Consider the following 24,311-nt stretch of genomic DNA (forward strand, 5'->3'; position numbering starts at 1 on the left):
TACGTAGACTGCCGCCATACCCCCACTTGAAGGCGGCGAAAAAAACCTGATGCAAGTTACCGAAGTCTCCATTGCCCAATTGCGCGCTGCGCTTGAATCCGGCCAGACCAGCGCCGTTGAACTGGTGCAGGCCTACCTGGCGCGGATCGACGCCTATGACGGCCCGCAGACCGCCACCGCGCTGAATTCGGTGGTGGTGCGCAACCCCGACGCCTTGCAAGAAGCCCAAGCGTCGGATGCGCGCCGGGCAAAAGGCCAGACCCTGGGGCCGCTGGATGGCATTCCCTATACCGCCAAGGACAGTTACCTGGTCAAGGGCCTCACCGCCGCGTCCGGCAGCCCGGCGTTCGCCAAGCTGGTGGCCCAGCGGGATGCCTTCACCATCGAGCGTTTGCGCGCTGGCGGGGCCATCTGCCTGGGCAAGACCAACATGCCGCCCATGGCCAACGGTGGCATGCAACGCGGCGTCTATGGCCGCGCTGAAAGCCCGTACAACGCCGATTACCTCACCGCACCGTTCGCCTCGGGTTCGTCCAACGGCGCCGGCACGGCCACGGCGGCAAGTTTTGCCGCGTTTGGCCTGGCCGAAGAAACCTGGTCGAGCGGTCGCGGCCCGGCCTCCAACAACGGTTTGTGTGCGTACACGCCGTCGCGTGGGGTGATTTCGGTACGCGGCAACTGGCCGCTGACGCCGACCATGGACGTGGTGGTGCCCTTTGCGCGCACCATGGCCGACCTGCTGGAAGTGCTCGACGTGGTGGTCGCCGAAGACCCGCACACCCGTGGCGACCTGTGGCGCCTGCAACCCTGGGTGCCGATCCCCTGCGTCAGTTCGGTGCGCCCGGCGTCCTACGCCGAACTGGCGGTGGGCAGCGCGGCCCTGGCCGGCAAACGCTTCGGCGTGCCGCGCATGTACATCAACGCCGACCCTGAGGCCGGCACCAGTGAGAAACCCGGGATTGGCGGACCGACCGGGCAGAAAATCCACACCCGCGCCTCAGTGATCGAGCTGTGGCAAGCCGCACGTCACGCCCTGGAAGCCACAGGCGCCGAGGTCATCGAAGTGGATTTCCCACTGGTGTCCAATTGCGAAGGCGACCGCCCCGGCGCGCCCACAGTGTTCAACCGTGGCCTGGTGTCCCGGCAATTCCTCCACGATGAGCTGTGGGAACTGTCGGCCTGGGCGTTCGATGACTTTTTGCGCGCCAACGGCGACCCGGCGTTGAACCGCCTGGCCGATGTCGATGGGCCGAAGATCTTCCCCCACGACCCCGGCACCCTGCCCAACCGCGAAGACGACCTGGCCGCCGGCATGGACGAATACGTGCGCATGGCCCAGCGCGGCATCACGCCGTGGAACGAGATCAGCAGCTTGCCCGACGGCTTGCGCGGCCTCGAGCAAACCCGCCGGCTGGACCTGGAAGACTGGATGGACCGCCTGGGGCTCGACGCGGTGCTGTTCCCCACCGTGGCCGACGTGGGCCCGGCCGATGCCGATGTCAACGAGACCTCCGCCGATATCGCCTGGAGCAATGGCGTGTGGGTGGCCAACGGCAACCTCGCCATTCGCCACCTTGGCGTGCCTACGGTCACCGTGCCGATGGGCGTGATGGCCGATATCGGCATGCCGGTCGGGCTGACATTTGCCGGGCGGGCGTATGACGATTCGGCTCTGTTGCGCTTGGCGTCAGCGTACGAAGCCACCGGCAGCAAACGCATGATTCCACCGCGCACGCCACCGTTGTCAGCCGGCTGATCACCGCCCCATGTGGGTGTGGACTTGCCCTAATGCTGGTCACTTAAGAAGTAGCAAGAGCGAGAACTAACTTGTGGCGAGGGAGCTTGCTCCCGCTGGGGCGCGAAGCGGCCCCAAACAATGGGACTGCTGCGCAGTCCAGCGGGAGCAAGCTCCCTCGCCACAGGTTCGGTGTCGCCTTAACTGACTGGCATTAGGGCTTGCCTCCTCCTACAGGTTCAGCCGAGTTCCACATCGGTAGACAAGTAATTTCAGAATATTTCAAGAACCCCCTTTCCTTCCCCTGCCAATTTATTGCATGGTTGTACGACGACATACCTCATCGTCGATCCCCAACAACAATAAGGAATCCCCATGCAAAATCTCAAAGTGCTGATCGCTTTCCTGTGCCTGTTCTCCGGCTACGTCGCGGCCGCACCGGCGCCCGCCGAGAAGGAAGTAGCCCAGGCGGTCGACCAACTGACCCAGGCTATGTTGCACCTGGACCTCAAGCAACTGCATGCGCTGACCGCAGACACCCTCACCTACGGCCATTCCAGCGGCAAGGTGCAGAACAAGGCGCAGTTCATCGAAGACCTGGAAACTCACAAGAGCGCGTTCAAGACCCTGGAAATGCAAAACCAGAGCATCACCCTCAATGGCGATACCGCTCTGGTGCGCAACCACTTTCACGCCCTGGCGGTGAACAGTGGCGTCGAAGTGCCGACCGATATCGATAACTTCCAGGTCTGGCAGAAACAGAAAGGCCAATGGCTGTTGATCGGTCGCCAGGCCTACAAATACTGACCCTTGCCGGTGAGCCGCTCAGCCACGGCTCACCATTGCACTACTTTGCGCACCTTGAGCAACGCCTCACGCAGCGCCGTCATCGACACCGACCCCAACGCCAGGCGCAGCGCATGGGGCACATGGGCCGAGACGGCAAACGGCTCGGCGGTAGAAACGCCAATACCCTCGCGCTGCAAGGTCATGGCCACCTGATCGGCGCGGGCATCTTCGGCCAGCGGCAGCCACAAAAAATACGATGATGGATGGCTGATATAGCTCAGCCCCGCCAGCACTTGCGCAGCCAAACCTTGCCGCGCCTGGGCATCTGCGCGTTTTTGCGCCTCCAACTGCGCGACGGTGCCATCTTCGATCCAGGCCACGGCGATCGCACTCATCACCCCCGGCACGTTCCAGGTGGTGGCCATGACGGTGCGCTCCAATACCTTGACCCAAGCCAGGGGCGCCGCGATAAAACCGACGCGCAAGCCGGTGGCGACACTTTTGGAAAACCCACCCACGTAGACAGTGCATTCAGGCGCCAGGGTCGCCAGCGGCGGCGGCGCCTGTTCGGCCAGGAAGGCGTAGGCGGCGTCCTCGATGATCATCAAGTGGTGCTCTCGCGCTATCGCCACCAAGCGCTCACGCTGCGCCAGGCTCATCACCCAGCCCAGCGGGTTATGCAGGGTGGGCATGCTGTAGACCGCGCGCACCGGCCGCTTGCGGCACAGGGCCTGCAGGTGATCGAGGTCCGGGCCGGTGGCGCTGGCCGGGATCGCGACGATTTCCAGGTGCAGGGTCTCGGCCAATACCTTGAAGCCCGAATAGGTCAATGCGTCGACGGCGATCACATCGCCAGGTTTGAGCAGCGCCATCAGGGTTACCGCCAGGCCGTGCTGGGCACCGCTGACCAGCAATACCTGTTCGGCCTGCACCGCCAGCCCGCGCTGCAACAGGTGCTGCGCGACCGCCGCGCGTTCATGCAAGCGGCCGGCATGGGGCTGGTAACGCAACAGCGCTTCCAAGTCGCCGGATAACGCCAACTGGCGCAATGCGCCACGCAAAAGCTCGGCCTGGCCGGGCAATGACGGGTAGTTGAAATTCAAATCGAGCATGCCTGCCGCAACGGGCATCTGCCCACTGCCCTGGCCCGGCGGTAACGCCAGTTCGCGCACAAAAGTGCCACGCCCGGTTTCACCACTGACCAGCCCCATCGCCTCCAACTCGGCGTACACGCGGCTCGCGGTGACCAGCGCCAGGCCATGCTCGGCGGCGAGTTGGCGGTGCGTGGGCAGGCGCGTGCCGGGCGGCATTTTGCCCGCACGGATGGCCTCGGCGAAGGTATCGACCAGCGATTTGTAGCGGGCGCGCGGCATTGGCGATGTATCCATGACAATTTTTTGATTGCATCAATCTTCAGCCCTAGGATGCCGGGTACGCAACTTCCCTTTTTCGGACATACCCCTATGGAACGCACCTCGGCTTTCGGCACCCTGGACAGCAGCACCCAAGGCTGGATCAACGGTTTTATTGGCGTGGTGATCTTCAGCGGTTCGTTGCCGGCCACGCGCCTGGCGGTGATGGAATTCGACCCGGTGTTCTTGACCATGATCCGCGCGACGCTCGCGGCCATCCTGGGGCTGTGCCTGTTGCGGTGGTTCCGCGAAAAACGCCCCACCCGCCCGCAATGGGCGCCCTTGGCTATCGTCGCGTTCGGCGTGGTGATCGGTTTCCCGCTGCTCACGGCGCTGGCGCTGCAATACGTGACCTCCGCGCACTCCATTGTGTTTATCGGCCTGCTGCCGCTGGCGACGGCGATCTTCGGCGTACTGCGCGGCGGCGAGCGGCCGCGACCGGTGTTCTGGTTGTTTTCGGGGCTGGGCAGTGCGCTGGTGATGGCTTACGCGTTCGCCCAGGGCCTGAGCGCCGCGCCCGCCGGGGACCTGCTGATGCTGTTGGCGGTGCTGGTCTGCGGCCTGGGCTATGCCGAAGGCGCCAAGCTGTCGCGCAGCCTGGGCGGCTGGCAGGTGATTTGCTGGGCCCTGGTAATGTCGCTGCCCGTCGTCGCGCCGTTGAGCTGGCTGCTGGCGCCCACGTCGTTCACCGGCATCAGCCTGCCGGCCTGGCTGAGCCTGGGTTACGTCGCAGTGTTCAGCATGTTGATCGGCTTTGTGTTCTGGTATCGCGGCCTGGCCCAGGGTGGCATCGCTGCGGTCGGCCAGTTGCAGTTGCTGCAACCGTTCTTTGGTTTGGCGCTGGCGGCGGGCCTGCTGCATGAGCAGGTCAGCCTGGGCATGCTGCTGGTCACGGTGGCGGTGATCGGCTGCGTGGCTGGCGCGAAGCGCTTCGCGCGCTAGCGCTAGGGACCAGGGGCTGCTAAACAGAAATGGCGTCCGCGCCCGTGGCCGCACGGGTTGATCCTGGTCTACATTTGACGGCAACCGCTAATCGAGGACTGCACCGATGACTCGTCTCACCGCCAAAGACTTCGCTCCCGAACTGCTGGAACTCTACGATGGCTACGCCCACGGCACGCTGAACCGCCGCGAATTTCTCGACCGCGCCGCGCTGTTTACTTTCGGCGGCCTGACCGCCTCGGCCCTGCTCGCCGCCCTGAGCCCCAACTACGCACTCGCCGAACAGGTGAAATTCACCGACCCCGCTATCGTTGCCGACTACGTCACTTACCCGTCACCCAAGGGTAACGGCACGGTGCGTGGCTACCTGGTGCGCCCGGCCAAGGCCGCCGGCAAACTGCCTGCGGTGGTGGTCGTGCATGAGAACCGTGGCCTCAACCCGTATATCGAAGACGTGGCGCGGCGCCTGGCCAAAGCCGGCTTTATCGCCCTGGCGCCCGATGGCCTGACCTCGGTGGGCGGCTACCCCGGCAACGATGAAAAAGGCGTGGCCCTGCAGCAGACCGTCGACCCCACCAAGCTGATGAACGACTTTTTCGCGGCCATTGAGTGGCTGATGCACCACGACAGCAGCACCGGCAAAGTCGGCATCACCGGTTTCTGCTATGGCGGCGGCGTAACCAATGCGGCGGCGGTGGCCTACCCGGAACTGGCGGCGGCAGTATCGTTCTACGGGCGTCAACCCGAGGCCAAGGACGTACCCCGCATCAAGGCACCGATCATGCTGCATTACGGAAAGCTGGATGCGCGCATCAACGAAGGTTGGCCGGCCTACGAGCAGGCGCTGAAAGCCGCCGGTACAACGTATGAGGCATTTATCTACCCGGGAGCCAACCACGGCTTTCACAACGATTCGACGCCGCGTTATGACGAGGCAGCAGCGAACCTGGCGTGGGAGCGCACCCTGGGATGGTTCCGCAAATACCTTGCTTAGACACAAGCAAGCCCTAAGGCTTTGTGTAGGAGCGAGCTTGCTCGCGAAGAATTCAGGGCCTGCGCGTTCATCCAGAATGAACGCGTTGCCCGGGCGTTTTTCGCGAGCAAGCTCGCTCCTACAATCAACCCCTTTCGCTTAGTTGATTGGTATTAGGCCAACATCAGCCAGCACTCGCCTGCAACCACCCCTTGAACGCCAGCATCGCTGGCGTCTCGGCCCGCGACTGCAAGCGCGTCAGCCAGTAACTGCCGGTGGTTATCCCCACCGCGAACGGCTGGCGAATCACGTCACTCTCCAATTGCCGCGAAAACATCATCGCCGGCGCCAGTGCCACGCCGACGCCCTGCAGCGCCGCCTCCATCATCGCCAGCGACGAATCGAACACGATGCTGCGCGGTACCAGGGTGTCGGCCGGCAGCCCGGCGGCCTGGAACCACAGGCTCCATTCATCGGCGCGGTAAGAGCGCAGCAAGGTGTGTTTCAACAGGTCGGCCGGCGTGTGCAGCTGTTCGGCCAGGTGCGGCACGCAGAGCACGCTGAGCGGGGCTTCCAGCAGTTGGCAGGCCTCGGTGCCGTGCCAGGCGCCGGCACCAAAACGGATCGCGTAATCCAGGCCTTCGGCGGCTACATCGACGCGGTTGTTGTGAGTGGACAGGCGCAGGTCGATAAACGGGTAGCGGCTCTGGAAGTCCGCCAGGCGCGGCAGCAGCCAGCCCACGGCAAAGGTACCCACCGCGCCTACCGTCAGCACTTCGCGGTAATGCCCGGCCTCGAACTGGCCGAGGGTCAGGGCAATCCGGTCGAACGACTCGCGCAGCACCGGCAACAGGGTTTCGCCCTCTCGGGTGAGCATCAACCCGCGTGGCAGGCGTTTGAACAGTGTGACATTGAGTTGCGCCTCCAGGCTTTTTACCTGATGGCTGACCGCCGCCTGAGTCACGCATAACTCGATGGCCGCGCGGGTGAAGCTCAGGTGCCGGGCGGAAGCCTCGAAGGCGCGCAGGGCATTGAGGGGCAGATGGGAACGCAGCATGCTTGACCCTAGATTTACTAATGGCTCGTGCAAGATATCATCGTTTGTATCGGCGACTATTAACGCCTAGATTGGCGGCGCCCGCGCAGGCCCTCAGCCTTAGTCAATCCGTTACAGGGAAGCGAAAATAACATGCAAGAAAAATCCTGTTTTAGCCTACGAATCCTAATGATTTCAGCGTCTCTGCTGGTTGCTACTCCGTGCCTGGCTGCGCTCGACCTGCGCGAAGTGGTGGACAGTCACGTCAAGCCACTGATGCAGCAACAGGGCATCGTCGGGCTGTCGGTAGCCGTGGTGAAGGATGGTCAGGCGCAATACTTTAACTACGGCGTGGCGTCCAGGGAAGGCAAGCAGCCCGTCACGCAAGACACCCTTTTCGAAGTCGGCTCAGTGTCCAAGACCTTCACTTCAACCCTCGGGGGCTATGCCCAGGCCAGCGGCAAGTTGAAGCTGTCGGACCGCGCCAGCCAGCACTGGGCCGAACTGGCCGGCAGCGCATTCGATCACATCAGCCTGTTGCAACTGGCGACCTACACCGCAGGCGGCCTGCCGCTGCAGTTCCCAGGTGCGGCCGACAGCGCCGCGACCATGCTCGATTACTACAGGCATTGGCAACCCACCGACACCCCCGGTACGCGACGCCTCTACTCCAACCCGAGCATCGGCCTGTTCGGCTACCTCGCGGCGAAAAGCCTGGGCCAGCCGTTCAATGTCGCCATGGAGCAGACCTTGCTGCCGGCGCTGGGCTTGAAGAACACCTACCTCAACGTGCCCGCCGACAAGCTGGGCCGCTACGCCCAAGGCTACGATAAGCAGGACAAACCCGTGCGCGTGGGCCCAGGCGCACTCGACAGCGAAGCCTACGGCATCAAGACCAGCACCCAGGACCTGGCGCGCTACGTGATGCTCAACCTGCACCCCGAAACCTTGAGCGCGCCGCTGCAACAGGCGATCGCCACCACACACAGCGGTTACTACAGCGTCGACGGCATGACCCAGGGCCTGGGTTGGGAATACTACCCCTACCCCATCACCCAGCAGGCCTTGATAGAGGGCAACTCAACGCCGATGGCGATGGAGCCGCACGCGGTCAGTTGGTTGAAACCGGCGCAGGCGCAACCGAGCAACGTGCTCTACAACAAAACCGGCTCGACCAATGGTTTCGGCGCCTACGTGGCGTATGTACCCAGCAGGGATATTGGCGTGGTGATCCTGGCCAACAGGAACTACCCGAATGCCGAACGGGTGAAAGTGGCGCATGCGATCTTGAGTGCCCTGGATAACTGACTTGACACATAACCCTATGGTCGAGGCCGGCGTTAACAGTCTTTGACAGTTTCCCGACAAAGCACTCAAAGATTGCGTGCCGCCACGGCCCTAGCATTCGAGCATCCAAACCACCATCCGGGTGCTCTTCATGTTTCGCACGTTACGCGGTATCCCGCTGCTCGGTTGCCTGTTGGGCACGCTCGGTTGCCAGGGGCAACCGCCCGCCCCGCCGTCGATTCAAAAAGGCGATTACGGCGCGATCATCCGCTACCTGCAAAGCCGTATACCCCGTGAGATGGCCCGGGACAATGTGGCGGGCTTGTCGATTGCCCTGGTCAGTGGCCAGGAACTGATCTGGGCCCGTGGCTTCGGCCTGGCAGACAAGGCCCGAGGGGTGCCGGTCACCCCTAACACGGCATTTCGCGCCGGGGGCATCTCCACGTTGCTCACCGCCACGGCGGCCTTGCAACTGGTGGAACAACAGCGCCTGGCGCTGGATGCGCCGCTTCAGCAAACCTTGCGCGAGTTCCACGTACGCTCGCGGTTTCACAGCGATCAGGCCGAGGCGGACCAAGCGATTACCTTGCGCCGCTTGCTCAGCCATCAATCCGGCTTGCCCAGCGAGCATTTGCGCGACCTGCGCAGTAACTACGCCATGGGCCAGATGCCGCAACGCGTTTCGGGCGTGTGGCTGAGCAGCCCACCGGGCTCCCAGGTGGCGTACTCCAATCTGAGCTACGCCCTGGTGGGGGCGGCCATCGAGCGCAGCACCGGCAAAAGCTTCGAGGCCCAACTGCAAGGCAGTCTGCTCAAACCCCTGGAGATGAACCAGTCAAGCTTCATCGGCACCGGCACGCAATTGAGCTACCGCGCCCGCGGCTACGAAGAGGGCAAGGCCAGCAACGACGCGCAAGTCCGCGACCTCGCCGCCGCCAGCCTGTGGGCCAGCCCCAGAGACCTCAGCCATTACGTACACATGCTGTTCGCCAAAGGCGTCTATAAAGGCAATCGTATACTGGACAGCGCTTCGATCGATGAGATGTTCACCCAGCAGAACACCGGCAATGCCCTGGACTTCGATTGCCAGATGGGCCTCGGCTGGTTTCTGGCGCCGTGCGGGGATGATCCGGTTGGCCCCGGCATCCGGGCCTATCAGCACAGCGGCGGCGGCGATGATTTCGCCGCGCAGTTGAGCATCCTCCCGGATCAGCAGTTGGCCGTGATCATCATGGCCAATGACAGCAATGCCGAACAGCTGGTGGTGACGTTGTCCACCGACACCCTGCGCCTGATGCTCCAGGCGCAGACCGGCAAGGCGGTCTGTGCCGACGACTGCCAGGCCCCGAGCCACGGCCTCAAGCTGCGCCAGGTGCCAGCTGCGGTCGACCGCAAGCGTCTGGCCGGGTTCTACGCGACCTCATGGGGCGTGTTCCGTCTTAAGGATGATCACGGGCGCTTATCCGGCGAACTGGCCGGGTGCGATTTCGAGCTGATGCGCGACGATCAAGGCTGGCTGCGCGCGCAGAAAAGAATCCTCGGCTTCTGGCTGAAAGACCTTGGCGAACTGGGCCGCGTGCAATTGGACGTGGTAAGGGTACAGGGCCGGCAGATCCTCACCGCCCGCAGCCACGGCCAGCGCGTTGCCGTGGGCGAACGCATCGAGCCGCCGCCACTGCCCCTGGCGTGGGCAGACACCGTCGGCACTTACCAGGTGCTCAATACCCACGAGCCCGATGCGCCATTGAGCGGCGTCAGCGTGCGCCTGGAGCAAGGCTTCCTGGTGATTCGCGGCCAACTGCACGATGAACCGCTGACCGACTACATCCTGCTGCCCGTCGATAACGCCCACGCGGTCGTGGCCGGCAGTGGCTATGGCCTGGGCGATACCGTTAGCCGCCAGGTCAATGGCCTGAGCGCTTCGGGCTACGCCTTTAAACGTCTGCACTCGCCCCTCGACACGTTGAATTTTTAACCTGGGCGAGCAATCCGGGCTCACTGTAGGAGCGAGCTTGCTCGCGAAAAACGCCCAGGCAACGCGTTCATTCTGGATAAACGCGGGGGGCCTGAATGCTTCGCGAGCAAGGGCTAGCCGCCCGCCTCGCTCCTACAAAAAGCCCTAACTGACAGGCATTAGGGCAAGCCCTCTCCCACATTGGCTTGTCGTTGTTTACGGATACTTACTCGGCATACGCCCACGTCATCCGAAACGACGCCCCACCCCACTCCGAGTCCAGCACCTGCACCTGTCCGCCATGCCATTGGCTGACCCGCTGGACCAGCGCCAAGCCCAGGCCGAAGCCGCCGGTACGGCGGTCGCGGCTTGAATCCAGGCGCATGAAGGGTTCAAAGATTTTGGCGCGGCCCTCCACCGGAATACCGGGACCATCGTCGCTGACCTGCAGTTCGTAACCGCTGCCGAACGTGATCAACGACACTTCAACCCGCCGGTCGGCATAACGAATGGCGTTGCGCAGCAGGTTGATCACCGCGCGCGCCATGAATCGTGGCTCGATGCGAATCACATCGACCTCACAGGTACGCAGCGACAACTGCACACCTGCGGCCTCGGCCTCCAGCGCCACGCTGCCGATCACGCTGTCCAGCCAGCTGTGGGCCTCGATACTTTCGCGGGTGACCTGGGTCGCGCCGCGCTCCAGGCTGGCGTAGGTCAACAGCTCGGAGACCATTTCTTCCAGCTCGCCAAGGTCGGCGTACATATCGGCGATCAGTTCGCGGCTTTGGCGCGGATCGGCCTGCTGCTTGAGTTGATCAAGCTCGAAGGACAAGCGCGCAATAGGCGTGCGCAGCTCGTGGGATACCGCGTTGGTCAGTTCGCGCTGGTTGGCGATCAGGCTTTCGATGCGCTCGGCCATCTGGTTGAAGTGCCCGGCCAGCGCACGCACGGTGGAGCGACGCGGCAACAGGATGCGCGAGCCGAGGTCGTTGTCGCCAAAGCGCTGCGCCGCCAGGCGGATGTGCTCCAGGTCGCGCCAGTGCGGGCGCACCCAGAAGTACAACACGATGGCCAGGCTCACGCCCAGGAGCCCGTAGGCCCACAGGTACAACCATTTCGGTTCTTCCGGCAATTGGATTTCGAGCAACTGTGGGCCGTCGTCGATGGGCGCGAGGAACTTCATGAAGTCCTCGCGCACCACTACTTGGCCGGCCGCCAGCAGTGCCTGTTCGCGCGCGCTCAGGTGCTGGCTGTCGCGCTGCACCAGTTGCAGGCGCAGCCCGTAATGCGGTTGCAGCTGATCCAGACGCGCCTGGCGCGCCTCGCCCTGCACTGGCCGCAGTTGTTCCACCAGGGCCCACGCCGGACCGCGCAGGGCCTCGCGATTATAGGTTTCATTGGACTCGGGCATGTACGCGTCCAGGCCATAGTTGACCAACCAGATCGCACCGGCCAAGCCAAGCGCGAGGATCAGGTACAAGCGCAGATACAGGCGCAGCATCTACAGCTCCCAGGCGAACGGATTGAACAGGTAGCCCTTGCCCCAGATGGTCTTGATGCACACCGGCTCGCGCGGGTTGTCATTGAGCTTGCCGCGCAGTTTGCTGATGTACACATCGACGCTGCGGTTCAGGCCATCGAATGCAATGCCGCGCATGCGATTGAGGATGTCGTCGCGCGAAAGGATGGTTCCCGAGCTGCTCGCCAGCAACCAGAGCAATTCGAACTCCATGGTGGTGAGGTCGATTTTTTCATCGCCCAGGCTGACCACCCGGCAACTGCGGTCGATCGACAACCGGCCGAATTCCAGGTAATCGCGTACCGTCGTCTCGGGTACTTGCCGACGTTGCAGTGCACGCAGGCGCGCCAGCAACACCGGCGGCTTGATGGGTTTGATCACATAGTCATCGGCACCGGACTCCAGGCCCAGGATATGGTCCAGGTCATCTTCCTTGGCGGTGAGGATCACAATCGGTGTGTCGGACACCGCGCGAATCTCGCGACACACATGCAGGCCGCTCTGGCCCGGCAACATCAAGTCGAGCACGACCATTTTCGGTTTGAACGCCAGGAAGGCCGCCAAGGCTAAATCGCCCCGGTGCACCGCTTGCACCTCGAAACCATGTTGCGACAGAAAATGCGCGATCAGCCCTGCCAGCTTCTCATCGTCCTCGACGAGCAGGACTTTGCCCAGACCCAGGTTTTCCATAAGTTCTCAGTGTAGGAACGCCGATTGAAAGGCTGGCAGTATAGGTGGCAAGCTGCCCAACGGGAGCCGCCGCACGCAGGGTGCCAGCAAGCTTCATGTTTTTAAGAGTTTTTAACAAATAGCCTGCACTCTTTTACGCCATTCACAGGGAGTTATATGCGCAAGGATTACCTGGCGTTCTTCGTTTCACTGTTCCTGTCGCGGCTGGCGGACCAGATTCTGCTGTTCATCGTGCCGCTGATCGTGTTCCAGACCACCCAGAGTGTGTCTTGGGCGGGCCTGGCGTTCTTTGTCGAGTCACTGCCGCGCTACCTGGCCTTTCCGGTGTGCGGCGCGTTGTGCGACAGGTTTTCACCCGTACGCATCCTGCATGTCAGCCAAGTGTATCGGGCGTTGGCCTGCGTGGTAGCGGTGGCGCTGTACGGGCTGTTCGATGGTATCCAATGGCTGGTGATCCTGTCGGCGTTGTGCGGGGTATTGACCACCCAGGGCATCATGGCGCGGGAAGTGCTGATGCCGCATATTTTCCAGCATTACACCTACACCAAGACGTTGTCTTATTCGCAGATCGCCGACCAGAGCGGCCTGGTACTCGGGCCATTGGTGGCGGCGCTGATGCTGGAAATCTGGGCGTGGCCTTGGGTGGTGCTGGGCATCGCCGCACTGTTTGTGCTGGCGGACCTGGCGATGTTGACATGGCAGCGCAACACCCGCGTGAACCTGCAGCCCCATGCGCCGCAGCACCCGGGCCTCTGGCTGCAGCCGCTGCGCACCGCTTTGGGCCACATCCGCAACCGGGTGGAGTTGAAGCGCATCATTACCCTGGCCATTGGTGTGAACCTGATCGTCGGCGTGACGCTGGCCACGTCGGCGGCCCTGGTCACCGGGCAATACGCGGCGGACAAGGACGCCTACGCCCTGCTGCAAGCCGCTGGCGCGGTGGTCACCCTGGTAATTCTGTTTTACCTCGCGCGCTCGACCCTGGCGCTGAAGGTGCTCGGCGGGCTGTCGTATTCGATGATTGCCGTGGGCGCACTGATCACCGCCCTCAGCCCCGGCGTGTGGGTGTACGCCGTGGGCTTCCTGCTGGTGAGCGGTTTCGACAAGATGTTCAACGTGTACATGCGCAGCACCCGTCAGCGGGTGATTCCGGTGCAGGATTTCGGCAAAACGGTGGGAGTGATCACCCTGCTCAACAACCTCGCCCAGCCCTTGGCGGGCTTGCTGATTGCGGTGCTGGCAGCGCCGCTTGGCACGCAAACGGTGATCCTGCTGCTGACCGGGATCAGCGCCGTGATCGGCGTAGCCGTGGCCTCAGGCTGGCACGCCACTGTGAAAGCGGAACTCGACGTCGGCTGACTCGATCAACGCCTGCTCGGCCGCCCTCACCCGCTCGATCACCTGGGCGATGTCCTTGGCGTCACCGTACTGGTAGGCCAGTTTCAAATAACCCTGGAAGTGCCGCGCTTCGCTTTTGAGCAAACCGAAGTAGAACTTGCCGAGTTCTTCGTCCAAATGCGGCACCAGCGCCTCGAAACGCTCGCAACTGCGCGCTTCGATAAAGGCCCCCACCACCAGGGTATCCACCAGTTTGACCGGCTCATGGTTGCGCACCACCTTGCGCAAACCCGAGGCGTAGCGGCCGGCGGACAATTGGCGCAGTTCAACCTTGCGCTTTTTCATCAGGCGCATGACCTGCTCGTGGTGCACCAGCTCTTCACGGGCCAGGCGCGACATCATATTGATCAGGTCGATGTGGCCGTGATACTTGGCGATCAGGCTCAGGGCGGTGCTGGCGGCTTTGAATTCGCAGTTCTTGTGGTCGATCAGCAGGGTGTCCTGGTCGGCCAGCGCGGCCTGGACCCAGGCGTCGGGGGTGCGGCAACCGAGGAATTCGTGGATTTCGGGCAGGATCATCGGGCTCACGGGCAAAGGATCACAAAAGGGCGCCGATTATACCGACCACGCCGCAGACCACCAGCCATGGGCCTTGATGTACATCAAGATGACGGCACGCGTGCAGCAACTATAGTTGTTGCAGGCCCACTCCTGGAGAACCGACCATGCAAGCCATCCGCAGCATCCTGGTGGTCATCGAGCCCGAGCATCCCGAAAGCCTGGCCCTCAAGCGCGCGAAGCTGATCGCCGGGGTCACCGGCGCGCACCTGCATTTGCTCGTCTGTGATAGAAAGCATGAGCATTCGGCGCTGCTGAGCCTGCTCAAATCCGGCCTGCAGGAGGACGGGTACAGCGTCACGACCGAACAGGCGTGGAACGACAGCCTGCATGAAACCATCGTCGACGTGCAGCAGGCCGAGGGCTGCGGCCTGGTGATCAAGCAGCACTTTGCCGACAGCCCGCTGAAAAAAGCCCTGCTGACCCCGGCAGACTGGAAACTGTTGCGCTATTGCCCGACGCCCGTGCTGCTGGTCAAGACCGCCACGCCCTGGGCCGGCGGCGTGATTCTGGCGGCCGTCGACGTGGGCAATACCGACAGCGAACACCGCTCGCTGCATAACTCCATCATCGACCACGGTTTTGATATCGCCAGTTTGGCCAAGGCGCAGTTGCATGTGATCAGCGCGCATCCCTCGCCGATGCTCTCCGCTGCGGACCCGACGTTTCAACTGCGGGAAACCATCGAGGCGCGTTATCGCGAGCAGTGCCAGGCCTTCCAGGCCGAATTCGATGTGGATGATGCACACCTGCATATCAAGGAAGGCCCGGCGGATGTGCTGATTCCCCATATTGCCCACCAGTTGCAGGCGGCGCTGACGATTATCGGCACCGTGGCGCGCACTGGAATTTCCGGGGCGTTGATCGGCAATACGGCGGAGGTGGTGCTGGATGCGGTGGAAAGCGATGTGCTGGTGCTCAAGCCGCAGACGCTGATGGACCATTTGGAAGAACTCGCCACCCAAGCCTGAAGCAATGAAGATCAAATGTGGGAGGGGGCTTGCCTCAAGGCTTTTCTGTAGGAGCGAGCTTGCTCGCGAAGAACTCAGGCCCCCCGCGTTTATTCAGAATAAATGCGTTGCCTGGGCGTTTTTCGCGAGCAAGCTCGCTCCTACAGGGGCTCCTGTACCGTCAGGTAGATAGCGCATCCTTCAGGAAACCCGGTGCGATATAGCGCTGGTAATGCGCCTCGGACAAGATAAAGAATTCCCGATCAATCGCATCGCGCAGGTCTGGCAAGGGCCAGTCGCGAAACTCCGGCAGCAGCACCATGCCGTAGGCCTCCAGGTTATTGATCACCCGCGCCCCACGCGCAATCAACTGATAGGCCCAGCAATACTCGGACTGGTGCGGCACGAAGCGAATCTTGCGCTGTTCCAACTGCCCGCGCAGGGTCTTGGGGTCGAAAACCTCGACTTTGCCGGCCATTACCTGCACCAGCAATTGCTCGAGCCTGAGCCAGACCGCACGCTTTTCTTCTTCGTTATAGCCATTCCACTGGATCACTTCGTGGTGAAAGCGCTTGCAGCCGCGACACACGAGATCGCCGTAGACCGTGGAGCACAGGCCGACGCAGGGGGTCTTGATGGTTTGGTTGGACATGGGCGAAAACACGCAGATCAGCGAAACAGTGCGCCATGTTAGCCCTTTGTCTAAGGTTGATCACCCTGCAAACTTGGTGACGCAACTTACCTTTAGATTTTTTTTGCCGTAGAATCACCCGGCCTTGTAAGGCGCCAATAATCCGCTGGAAGCTGTTTTCAAAGCGTCACGAGCACAGTCGTTCCTTCAGAACGGTGTTGGCGCAGGTTTGACCCCGGTAGGTCAACACTTGCGCCGACCCTCATCAGCTCCGTTCTGCAGGCGTAAAACTTTGAAAGCAGCTTCTGTAAGGACGGTCGGCAGCGCTGGCTTTGCGGCCCAAAAAGCCCCCGAGCGCACGCGTGCCGGTCATTCCTGGATGAGCGTCCCGTGGGACCACTGATGAGGGTAATAACTGTGCTTGAAGCCTACCGCAAACATATCGAAGAGCGTGCCGCCCTGGGTATCGTGCCCCAGCCGCTTAACGCCGAACAAACCGCAGGCCTGGTCGAGCTGCTGAAAAATCCTCCGGCTGGCGAAGAAGAATTCCTCGTTGACCTGATCACCAACCGCATTCCACCAGGCGTTGACGAAGCTGCCTACGTCAAGGCCGGCTTCCTGTCCGCGTTGGCCAAGGGCGAAGCCACCTCCCCCCTGATCGACAAGAAGCGCGCTGTTGAACTGCTTGGCACCATGCAAGGCGGCTACAACATCGTGACGTTGGTCGAGCTGCTGGACGACGCCACGCTGGCGCCTGTCGCGGCCGCCCAACTCAAGCACACCCTGCTGATGTTCGATGCGTTCCACGACGTGGCGGAAAAAGCCCGCAACGGCAACGAGCACGCCAAAGGCGTGATCCAGTCCTGGGCCGACGGCGAATGGTTCCGCAACCGTCCGACCCTGGCCGACAAGATCAGCCTGCGCGTGTTCAAGGTCACCGGCGAAACCAACACCGACGACCTGTCCCCTGCCCCGGACGCCTGGTCGCGCCCTGACATCCCGCTGCACGCCCTGGCCATGCTGAAAATGGCCCGTGAAGGCATCGTGCCGGACGAGCAAGGCAAGACCGGCCCGATGAAGCAGATCGAAGAAATGCGCGGCCAAGGCTTCCCGATCGCCTACGTCGGCGACGTGGTCGGCACCGGCTCGTCGCGTAAATCGGCAACCAACTCCGTGCTGTGGTTCTTCGGCGACGACGTTCCCTTTGTTCCGAACAAGCGCGCCGGCGGTTTCTGCTTCGGCAGCAAAATCGCTCCGATCTTCTACAACACCATGGAAGATGCGGGCGCACTGCCGATCGAGTTCGACGTCACCAACATGCACATGGGCGACGTGATCGACCTGTACCCGCATGCTGGCAAAGTCTGCAAACACGGCACCGATGAAGTCATCACCACCTTCGAAATGAAGACTCCGGTGCTGTTGGACGAAGTACGCGCCGGCGGCCGTATTCCGCTGATCATCGGTCGCGGCCTGACCGACAAGGCCCGTGCCGAACTGGGCCTGGGCCCTACCGACCTGTTCAAGCTGCCTGAAGCGCCTGTCGACACCGGCAAGGGCTTCACCCTGGCGCAGAAAATGGTCGGCAAGGCGTGCGGCCTGCCGGAAGGCAAAGGCGTGCGCCCTGGCACCTACTGCGAACCGAAGATGACCACCGTCGGTTCCCAGGACACCACCGGTCCAATGACCCGTGATGAACTCAAAGACCTGGCGTGCCTGGGCTTCTCGACCGACCTGGTGATGCAGTCGTTCTGCCACACCGCGGCCTATCCAAAGCCGATCGACGTGACCACCCACCACACCCTGCCTGACTTCATCATGACCCGTGGCGGTGTATCGCTGCGTCCAGGCGACGGCATCATCCACAGCTGGCTGAACCGCATGCTGCTGCCGGACACCGTCGGTACCGGTGGTGACTCCCACACCCGCTTCCCGATGGGCATCTCGTTCCCGGCCGGCTCCGGTCTGGTCGCGTTCGCCGCTGCCACCGGCGTGATGCCGCTGGACATGCCGGAATCGATCCTGGTGCGCTTCAAAGGCAAGATGAAGCCTGGCATCACCCTGCGTGACCTGGTGCATGCCATTCCTTACTACGCGATCCAGGCTGGCCTGCTGACCGTAGAGAAGAAAGGCAAGAAAAACGCCTTCTCCGGCCGCATCCTGGAAATCGAAGGCCTGAACGACCTGACGCTGGAACAGGCTTTCGAGCTGTCCGACGCCTCGGCTGAACGTTCGGCTGCCGGTTGCACCATCAAGCTGTCCAAGGACTCCGTCACCGAGTACCTGAACTCCAACATCACCTTGCTGCGCTGGATGATCGGCGAAGGCTACGGCGATCCACGCACCCTGGAACGTCGTGCCCAAGCGATGGAAGCCTGGGTTGCCAACCCGGAGCTGATGGAAGCCGATGCCGACGCCGAATACGCCGAAATCATCGAGATCGACCTGTCGGAAATCAACGAGCCGATCCTCTGCGCACCGAACGACCCGGACGATGCCCGTCTGCTGTCGAGCGTTGCCGGTGAAAAGATCGACGAAGTGTTCATCGGTTCGTGCATGACCAACATCGGTCACTTCCGCGCTGCCGGTAAGCTGCTGGAGCAGGTCAAGGGCCAGTTGCCGACCCGTCTGTGGCTGTCGCCGCCGACCAAGATGGACGCCCACCAGCTGACCGAAGAAGGCTACTACGGCATCTACGGCAAGGCTGGCGCGCGCATGGAAATGCCGGGCTGCTCGCTGTGCATGGGTAACCAGGCACGTGTAGAGCCGAATTCGACCGTCGTGTCGACCTCGACCCGTAACTTCCCGAACCGTCTGGGCGACGGCGCCAACGTCTACCTGGCTTCGGCCGAGCTGGCGGCAGTTGCCTCTACCCTGGGTCGCCTGCCGACCGTCGAGGAGTACATGGGTTACGCGGCGAAACTGGACACCATGGCCAGTGACGTCTACCGCTACCTGAACTTCGACCAGATCGCCGAGTTCCGCAAGATCGCGGCAAGCGCCAACATCCCGGTGATTCAAGCTTAACGGTGTGTTGATGTGACAGGCGCCGCGTATCGCAAGGTACGCGGCGTTTTTTATGCCTGGAATACAAACAAATGTGGGAGGGGGCTTGCTCCCGATAGCGGTGGTTCAGTCAATTCATAGGTGACTGACATACCGCCATCGGGGGCAAGCCCCCTCCCACATTTGGTTCTGGGACAGCCTTGGAGATTGTGTCAGACCTTAAGCCATCAGCGAGTCAACCAGAGCAGAGATCGCCACCTGGAGATACGCGGCGTTCTTATGCCTGGAATACAATCCCAACACCACCACCAAACACATGTGGGAGGCCCCACTACCTCTTCGACGTAGCGCTGTCGCGCAGCAAACTGGGGGGCGCCTACAAATATTCTTGGCGCTGAGGTGATCGTTCCCGCGCTCTGCGTGGGAATGCCTCCTGGGACGCTCCGCGTCCCGCCAAGCGCTGCAAGTTTCGGCGGTTGCGCACAGGTGACGCGGAGCGTCACGGGCTGCAATCCCACGCAGGAGCGTGGGAACGATCTTTGAAACTGGACACCATGGCCAGTGACGTCTACCGCTACCTGAACTTCGACCAGATCGCCGAGTTCCGCAAGATCGCGGCAAGCGCCAACATTCCGGTGATTCAAGCTTAACGGTGTGTTGATGTGATAGGCGCCGCGTATCGCAAGGTACGCGGCGTTTTTTATGCCTGGAATACAAACAAATGTGGGAGGGGGCTTGCTCCCGATAGCAGTGGTTCAGTCAATTCATAGGTGACTGATATACCGCCATCGGGAGCAAGCCCCCTCCCACATTTGGTTCTGGGACAGCCTTGGAGATTGTGTCAGACCTTAAGCCATCAGCGAATACACCAACGCAGTAATCGCCACCAACCCCACCGCCGTGACAAACACATTCGACGCCTGCCCCCGGTACTTGGCCATGGCCGGCACTTTGCGGATGGCGTACATCGGCATCAGGAACAGGATCGATGCAATGACCGGCCCACCCAGGGTCTCGATCATGCCGAGGATGCTTGGGTTAAGCGTGGCGACGACCCAGCACACCACCAGCATGAAGGCGGCGGTCATGCGGTCCAGAGATTTGGCTGCCGGGCGGCGGCCGGTCTTCAGCACCAGGCCCTTGAGACCCTCGCTGGCACCGATGTAGTGGCCCAGGAACGACTTGGCAATCGCCACGAATGCAATCAACGGCGCGGCGAAGGCAATGGTCGGGTTGTCAAAGTGGTTGGCCAGGTACGACAGGATCGACAGGTTCTGCGCTTTCGCCTCGGCCAACTGCGCCGGTGACAGGGTCAGTACGCAGCTGAACACGAAGAACAGCACCATCACCACCATCAACAGGTGCGCGCGGGACAGGATCTGCGAGCTGCGCTCGTCGGCGTGTGCCCCATACTGACGTTTCTGATCTACCGCGAAGGCCGAGATGATCGGCGAGTGGTTGAACGAGAACACCATCACCGGAATCGCCAGCCACAAGGTGTTGAGCAAGGCCGACGGCGCCGGAATCTCACGGGCGGTACTCAGGATGCCGCCCGTCCAATGCGGCACCAGGTACACGGCGAGGAACAGCAAGGCAACGATAAACGGATATACCATCAGGCTCATGGCCTTGACGATCACCTTTTCGCCGCAACGCACCACCGCCAGCAAGCCCAGAATCAGCACAAACGCCAGGACCGCCCGAGGCGGCGGCATGATGTGCAGTTGGTGTTCCATGAAGCTGCTGACGGTGTTGGTCAAGGCCACGCTGTAGATCAACAGGATCGGGAAGATCGCAAAGAAGTACAGCAAGGTGATCAACGCGCCGGCTTTAATGCCGAAATGCTCTTCGACCACATCGGTAATGTCGGAGCCTTCCCGGCCGGAGAGTACGAAACGCGTCAGCCCACGGTGGGCAAAGAACGTCATTGGAAAGGCCAGCAGCGCCAGGATCACCAGCGGCCAGAAGCCCCCCAGGCCCGCGTTGATCGGCAAGAACAAAGTACCGGCGCCGATGGCGGTGCCGAACAGCCCAAGCATCCAGGTGGTGTCCTGGCGGCTCCAGCTTGTAAGCGTTGCAGGTGTCGTTGCATAGCGTTCGTCGACGCTATTGGCCTGATCATTCATCCGGTCGGATCTCCGCATTCACACGGCCGGGACGAGTCAGAAAAACCTGACAGGCAGCGCCCCGACCTCAACAGGGGCGCGATTGTCCGGGATTCTCGTGCATAAGCAAAGACTTAGCTGAGGAATGGTCAGGCGGTGCAGGCCGCCGCCCGGTGATACACAGCGCTCCCGGCTTCTTCGCAAGCAAGCTCGCTCCTACAGTGACCTACGTTCCGTCTTACAAATCCCGCATACTCATGCGCTCAAGCACTTCAGGAAGAACCTTGCATGACTACCACTGTTCTGGTCCTGGTTGAGACCATCAACGAATACCTGCAAATCATCGAGAGCAATGATTTCCATGTGATCCTGGCGCCGACGCCTGTCGAGCGCGCCCAGGCGATCAAGGCCCACGGCGGGCAGATCAAGGCCGTGCTCACCCGTGGCCCGCTGGGGCTGTATGCCGAGGAAATCGCCGCGCTGCCGCTGCTGGAGATCATCTGCGTGATCGGTGCCGGCTACGAGCATGTAGACCTGCAGGCCGCCGCCAACCGTGGGATTGTGGTGACTAACGGCGCCGGGGTGAATGCGCCGTCGGTGGCTGACCATGCCATGGCCTTGCTGCTGTCGCTGGTGCGCGGTATCCCCCAGACTGACGCCGCCGTGCGCCGCAGTGAATGGCCGAAGGTGATGCGCCCTTCTCTGGGCGGCAAACAATTGGGGATTCTCGGGCTGGGCGCCGTAGGCCTGGAGATCGCCAAGCGCGCGTCCCTGGGGTTTGGCATGGAGGTCAGCTACCACAACCGCCAACCCCGCGATGACGTGGATTACACCTACTGCTCAACCGCCGTGGAATTGGCGCGCACCTCGGATTTCCTGATCCTGGCCACGCCCGGTGGCGCCGGCACTCGCCACCTGATCGATCGCCACGCCCTCGACGCCCTGGGGCCGAACGGCTATCTGGTCAATATCGGTCGTGGCAGCGTGGTGGTCACCGCCGACCTGGTGGCTGCGCTGGAACAACGACGTATCGGCGGCGCCGCGCTGGACGTCTTCGACGACGAACCCAAGGTGCCCGACGCGCTCAAGCGCCTGAACAATACCGTGCTGACCTCCCATGTAGCCGGCCTGTCGCCCGAAGCCACCCACGACACCGTGCAACGGGTCGCCGACAACCTAGTGGAATATTTTGCCGGTCGCCCTGTACTGACCCCCGTGACGCTCCCGTCGCGCAACCCGTAGCGAATACCCGCGGCGGGGCCCGTGCCGCCCTGGTGATTTGCGTGGATCAGGCCCGCTGATCATTCCCCAACACGCTAACCTATTAAGCCGCCCCGACCTTGTCGCTGGGCGGTGACGCGCATTAGATTAGCCAATAGTCCAAGGCCTTTAAAATAAGCAGAAGGGATAAGCATGGCGCTTAACGACCAATCGACCCAGATTCGCCCCGGCGAAGAACTTGATGCCGGCCTGATCGATCCCTACCTCAAGGCCCATATTCCCGGCCTGCACGGCACGCTCAAGATCAGCCAGTTTCCCGGCGGCGCCTCCAACCTGACCTACCTGCTGGAATACCCGGACCGGGAATTTGTGTTGCGTCGCCCGCCATTCGGCCACAAGGCCAAGTCCGCCCACGACATGGGGCGTGAATACCGCATTCTCAACCAGCTCAAGGATGGCTTTCCGTATTGCCCCAAGGCCTACGTGCATTGCACCGATGAAACGGTGATCGGCGCTGAGTTCTATGTCATGGAACGGGTCAATGGGATTATTTTGCGCTCCGATCTGCCGGCCGAACTGGGCCTGGACGCGAGCCGAACCGAAGCGTTGTGCAAAAGCTTTATCGACAAATTCGTCGAACTGCATCAGGTCGACTACACCGCCTGCGGCCTGGCCGACCTGGGCAAGCCCCAAGGCTACGTGGAACGCCAGATCCGCGGCTGGAGCGAGCGCTACGAAAAAGCCCTGACCCCCGATGCCCCGCGCTGGGAAACCGTGCGCGCCTGGCTCAACGATAAAATGCCGGCCGACCACCCGACCTCCAGCATCGTGCACAACGACTATCGCTTCGACAACGTGATTCTCGACCCGCGCAACCCGATGCAGATCATCGGCGTGCTCGACTGGGAGCTGACCACCCTCGGCGACCCGTTGATGGACCTGGGCAACACCCTCGCCTACTGGATCGAAGCGGCAGACCCGGCGCCCGTGCAACTGATGCGTCGCCAGCCAAGCAATGCGCCCGGCATGCTCACCCGCCGCGAGTTCGTCGACTACTACGCCGAACGCTCGGGCATCCAGATCGACAATTTCGACTTCTACTACACCTACGGCCTGTTCCGCCTGGCCGGCATCGTGCAGCAGATCTACTACCGCTTCTTCCATGGCCAGACTCAGGACAAACGTTTTGCCCAGTTCATCCACATGAACAAGCTGCTGGAACAGATGAGCCTGGCGGTCATCGGCAAATCCGCCCTCTGATAACAATCATAAGGAACCCTTCATGTCCAAGACCCACCTGTTCGACCTCGACGGCAAGATCGCTTTCGTTTCCGGCGCCAGCCGTGGCATCGGCGAGGCCATCGCCAAGCTGCTGGCCCAGCAAGGCGCCCATGTGATTGTCTCCAGCCGCAAACTCGAAGGCTGCCAGCACGTTGCCGACGCGATCATCGCCGACGGCGGCAAGGCCACTGCGGTGGCCTGCCATATCGGTGAAATGGAGCAGATCACCCAAGTGTTCGCCAGTATCCGTGAACAGTTCGGCCGCCTGGACATCCTGGTCAACAACGCCGCGACCAACCCACAGTTCTGCAACGTGCTGGACACTGACCTCGGCGCGTTCCAGAAGACCGTCGACGTGAACATCCGTGGCTACTTCTTCATGTCGGTGGAAGCCGGCAAGCTGATGCGCGACAACGGCGGTGGCAGCATCATCAACGTCGCCTCGATCAACGGCATTTCCCCAGGTGTATTCCAGGGCATTTATTCGGTGACCAAGGCCGCCGTGATCAACATGACCAAAGTTTTCGCCAAGGAATGCGCCGAATTCGGCATTCGTTGCAACGCGCTGCTGCCAGGCTTGACCGACACCAAGTTCGCCTCGGCGCTGGTCAAGAACGACGCGATCCTGAAGATGGCCCTGGCGCAGATCCCGCTCAAGCGCGTGGCCGACCCAAGCGAAATGGCCGGCGCGGTGCTGTTCCTGGCCAGCGATGCGTCGAGCTACACCACCGGTGTGTCGTTGAATGTGGACGGTGGTTTCCTGTCCTGAGGCCGCCGGGTTTCTTCCGATCGATTTGCGCGTAACCTTGGCGCAGATCGAT

Annotated in this window: 19 protein-coding genes and 1 pseudogene; 13 read left to right on the forward strand and 7 right to left on the reverse strand. The window is 62.0% G+C overall.

Annotation, left to right across the window (positions count from 1 at the left end; translation table 11 throughout):
• Positions 1–46 precede the first annotated feature (46 nt).
• The 3 genes and pseudogenes from C4J92_RS14720 to C4J92_RS14725 all read left to right on the forward strand — a co-directional run bounded on the left by C4J92_RS14720 (position 47) and on the right by C4J92_RS14725 (position 2,542).
• Positions 47–1,756 (forward strand): amidase, encoded by a 1,710-nt coding sequence (locus C4J92_RS14720; protein ID WP_124404380.1) that lies wholly within the window; start codon positions 47–49, stop codon positions 1,754–1,756.
• Positions 1,757–1,827: 71 nt separating this feature from the next.
• Positions 1,828–1,923 (forward strand): annotated as a pseudogene (locus tag C4J92_RS27535) (N-acetyltransferase); the annotation flags it as partial.
• A gap of 187 nt (positions 1,924–2,110) precedes the next feature.
• Positions 2,111–2,542 carry a nuclear transport factor 2 family protein gene (locus C4J92_RS14725; RefSeq protein ID WP_124367244.1) on the forward strand — a complete coding sequence of 144 codons (432 nt, stop codon included), beginning with the start codon at positions 2,111–2,113 and terminating at the stop codon, positions 2,540–2,542.
• A gap of 29 nt (positions 2,543–2,571) precedes the next feature.
• Here the strand turns inward: C4J92_RS14725 and C4J92_RS14730 are convergent, their stop codons facing one another.
• Entirely contained in the window at positions 2,572–3,897 is a 1,326-nt protein-coding gene (locus C4J92_RS14730) for a PLP-dependent aminotransferase family protein (protein WP_124404381.1), read from the reverse strand.
• A gap of 90 nt (positions 3,898–3,987) precedes the next feature.
• On the opposite strand from C4J92_RS14730, the gene C4J92_RS14735 reads away from it, so the two are divergent.
• Positions 3,988–4,878, forward strand: a complete 891-nt coding sequence (locus C4J92_RS14735) for a DMT family transporter (protein WP_124404382.1) — start codon at positions 3,988–3,990, stop codon at positions 4,876–4,878.
• A gap of 106 nt (positions 4,879–4,984) precedes the next feature.
• Positions 4,985–5,872, forward strand: a complete 888-nt coding sequence (gene yghX / locus C4J92_RS14740; RefSeq protein ID WP_124404383.1) for a YghX family hydrolase — start codon at positions 4,985–4,987, stop codon at positions 5,870–5,872.
• Between the two features lie 163 nt (positions 5,873–6,035).
• Here yghX and C4J92_RS14745 read toward each other — a convergent pair whose 3' ends face one another.
• Positions 6,036–6,908: a LysR family transcriptional regulator gene (locus C4J92_RS14745; protein WP_124404384.1), complete on the reverse strand. Its 873-nt coding sequence runs from the start codon at positions 6,906–6,908 to the stop codon at positions 6,036–6,038.
• Positions 6,909–7,040: 132 nt separating this feature from the next.
• On the opposite strand from C4J92_RS14745, the gene ampC reads away from it, so the two are divergent.
• Together ampC and C4J92_RS14755 are read left to right on the forward strand one after the other, a co-directional pair.
• On the forward strand, positions 7,041–8,195 hold the full coding sequence (ampC, locus tag C4J92_RS14750; protein WP_124404385.1) for a class C beta-lactamase: 1,155 nt from the start codon (positions 7,041–7,043) through the stop codon (positions 8,193–8,195).
• A 130-nt stretch (positions 8,196–8,325) separates the two neighbouring features.
• A complete protein-coding gene (locus C4J92_RS14755; RefSeq protein WP_124404386.1) occupies positions 8,326–10,149 on the forward strand; it encodes a serine hydrolase in 1,824 nt (607 codons plus the stop codon).
• Between the two features lie 205 nt (positions 10,150–10,354).
• On the opposite strand, the gene C4J92_RS14760 is transcribed toward C4J92_RS14755, so the two are convergent.
• Together C4J92_RS14760 and C4J92_RS14765 are read right to left on the reverse strand one after the other, a co-directional pair.
• Positions 10,355–11,632, reverse strand: coding sequence for an ATP-binding protein (locus C4J92_RS14760; protein WP_124404387.1), 1,278 nt, complete (start codon positions 11,630–11,632; stop codon positions 10,355–10,357).
• A complete protein-coding gene (locus tag C4J92_RS14765; protein WP_124404388.1) occupies positions 11,633–12,340 on the reverse strand; it encodes a response regulator in 708 nt (235 codons plus the stop codon). It abuts the gene before it with no gap.
• Positions 12,341–12,496: 156 nt separating this feature from the next.
• Between C4J92_RS14765 and C4J92_RS14770 the strand changes: the two genes are divergently transcribed.
• The gene (locus C4J92_RS14770) at positions 12,497–13,699 is read left to right on the forward strand and encodes an MFS transporter (RefSeq protein ID WP_124404389.1); all 1,203 of its coding nucleotides are present in this window, start codon (positions 12,497–12,499) and stop codon (positions 13,697–13,699) included.
• Here C4J92_RS14770 and C4J92_RS14775 read toward each other — a convergent pair.
• Entirely contained in the window at positions 13,655–14,257 is a 603-nt protein-coding gene (locus C4J92_RS14775) for a tRNA-(ms[2]io[6]A)-hydroxylase (protein WP_124404390.1), read from the reverse strand. The two genes, C4J92_RS14770 and C4J92_RS14775, sit on opposite strands and share 45 nt — an antisense overlap.
• A 146-nt stretch (positions 14,258–14,403) precedes the next feature.
• Between C4J92_RS14775 and C4J92_RS14780 the strand changes: the two genes are divergently transcribed.
• Positions 14,404–15,267 (forward strand): universal stress protein, encoded by an 864-nt coding sequence (locus C4J92_RS14780; RefSeq protein ID WP_124404391.1) that lies wholly within the window; start codon positions 14,404–14,406, stop codon positions 15,265–15,267.
• A gap of 160 nt (positions 15,268–15,427) precedes the next feature.
• On the opposite strand, the gene C4J92_RS14785 is transcribed toward C4J92_RS14780, so the two are convergent.
• Positions 15,428–15,898, reverse strand: coding sequence for a DUF1289 domain-containing protein (locus tag C4J92_RS14785; RefSeq protein WP_124404392.1), 471 nt, complete (start codon positions 15,896–15,898; stop codon positions 15,428–15,430).
• Between the two features lie 396 nt (positions 15,899–16,294).
• On the opposite strand from C4J92_RS14785, the gene acnB reads away from it, so the two are divergent.
• Positions 16,295–18,904, forward strand: a complete 2,610-nt coding sequence (acnB, locus tag C4J92_RS14790; protein WP_124372434.1) for a bifunctional aconitate hydratase 2/2-methylisocitrate dehydratase — start codon at positions 16,295–16,297, stop codon at positions 18,902–18,904.
• A gap of 827 nt (positions 18,905–19,731) precedes the next feature.
• Here acnB and C4J92_RS14795 read toward each other — a convergent pair.
• Positions 19,732–21,009, reverse strand: a complete 1,278-nt coding sequence (locus C4J92_RS14795) for a serine/threonine transporter (protein WP_124363099.1) — start codon at positions 21,007–21,009, stop codon at positions 19,732–19,734.
• Positions 21,010–21,276: 267 nt separating this feature from the next.
• On the opposite strand from C4J92_RS14795, the gene C4J92_RS14800 reads away from it, so the two are divergent.
• From C4J92_RS14800 to C4J92_RS14810, 3 genes are all read left to right on the forward strand, one after another.
• Positions 21,277–22,230, forward strand: coding sequence for a 2-hydroxyacid dehydrogenase (locus C4J92_RS14800; protein WP_124370916.1), 954 nt, complete (start codon positions 21,277–21,279; stop codon positions 22,228–22,230).
• A 171-nt stretch (positions 22,231–22,401) separates the two neighbouring features.
• On the forward strand, positions 22,402–23,469 hold the full coding sequence (locus C4J92_RS14805; RefSeq protein ID WP_124404393.1) for a phosphotransferase family protein: 1,068 nt from the start codon (positions 22,402–22,404) through the stop codon (positions 23,467–23,469).
• A gap of 22 nt (positions 23,470–23,491) precedes the next feature.
• The gene (locus C4J92_RS14810) at positions 23,492–24,259 is read left to right on the forward strand and encodes an SDR family oxidoreductase (protein WP_124404394.1); all 768 of its coding nucleotides are present in this window, start codon (positions 23,492–23,494) and stop codon (positions 24,257–24,259) included.
• Positions 24,260–24,311: the final 52 nt, after the last annotated feature.

It is taken from the genome of Pseudomonas sp. R3-18-08 (assembly GCF_003852065.1).
GTDB lineage: Bacteria > Pseudomonadota > Gammaproteobacteria > Pseudomonadales > Pseudomonadaceae > Aquipseudomonas.

Coding starts and splice junctions, on each gene's coding strand:
- ampC (WP_124404385.1), top strand. CDS start 7,041: ATGCAAGAAAAATCCTGTTTTAGCCTACGAATCCTAATGATTTCAGCG.
- C4J92_RS14775 (WP_124404390.1), bottom strand. CDS start 14,257: ATGATCCTGCCCGAAATCCACGAATTCCTCGGTTGCCGCACCCCCGAC.
- C4J92_RS14785 (WP_124404392.1), bottom strand. CDS start 15,898: ATGTCCAACCAAACCATCAAGACCCCCTGCGTCGGCCTGTGCTCCACG.
- C4J92_RS14745 (WP_124404384.1), bottom strand. CDS start 6,908: ATGCTGCGTTCCCATCTGCCCCTCAATGCCCTGCGCGCCTTCGAGGCT.
- yghX (WP_124404383.1), top strand. CDS start 4,985: ATGACTCGTCTCACCGCCAAAGACTTCGCTCCCGAACTGCTGGAACTC.
- C4J92_RS14725 (WP_124367244.1), top strand. CDS start 2,111: ATGCAAAATCTCAAAGTGCTGATCGCTTTCCTGTGCCTGTTCTCCGGC.
- C4J92_RS14800 (WP_124370916.1), top strand. CDS start 21,277: ATGACTACCACTGTTCTGGTCCTGGTTGAGACCATCAACGAATACCTG.
- C4J92_RS14735 (WP_124404382.1), top strand. CDS start 3,988: ATGGAACGCACCTCGGCTTTCGGCACCCTGGACAGCAGCACCCAAGGC.
- C4J92_RS14765 (WP_124404388.1), bottom strand. CDS start 12,340: ATGGAAAACCTGGGTCTGGGCAAAGTCCTGCTCGTCGAGGACGATGAG.
- C4J92_RS14760 (WP_124404387.1), bottom strand. CDS start 11,632: ATGCTGCGCCTGTATCTGCGCTTGTACCTGATCCTCGCGCTTGGCTTG.
- C4J92_RS14780 (WP_124404391.1), top strand. CDS start 14,404: ATGCAAGCCATCCGCAGCATCCTGGTGGTCATCGAGCCCGAGCATCCC.
- C4J92_RS14770 (WP_124404389.1), top strand. CDS start 12,497: ATGCGCAAGGATTACCTGGCGTTCTTCGTTTCACTGTTCCTGTCGCGG.
- C4J92_RS14795 (WP_124363099.1), bottom strand. CDS start 21,009: ATGAATGATCAGGCCAATAGCGTCGACGAACGCTATGCAACGACACCT.
- C4J92_RS14730 (WP_124404381.1), bottom strand. CDS start 3,897: ATGCCGCGCGCCCGCTACAAATCGCTGGTCGATACCTTCGCCGAGGCC.
- C4J92_RS14805 (WP_124404393.1), top strand. CDS start 22,402: ATGGCGCTTAACGACCAATCGACCCAGATTCGCCCCGGCGAAGAACTT.
- C4J92_RS14810 (WP_124404394.1), top strand. CDS start 23,492: ATGTCCAAGACCCACCTGTTCGACCTCGACGGCAAGATCGCTTTCGTT.
- C4J92_RS14755 (WP_124404386.1), top strand. CDS start 8,326: ATGTTTCGCACGTTACGCGGTATCCCGCTGCTCGGTTGCCTGTTGGGC.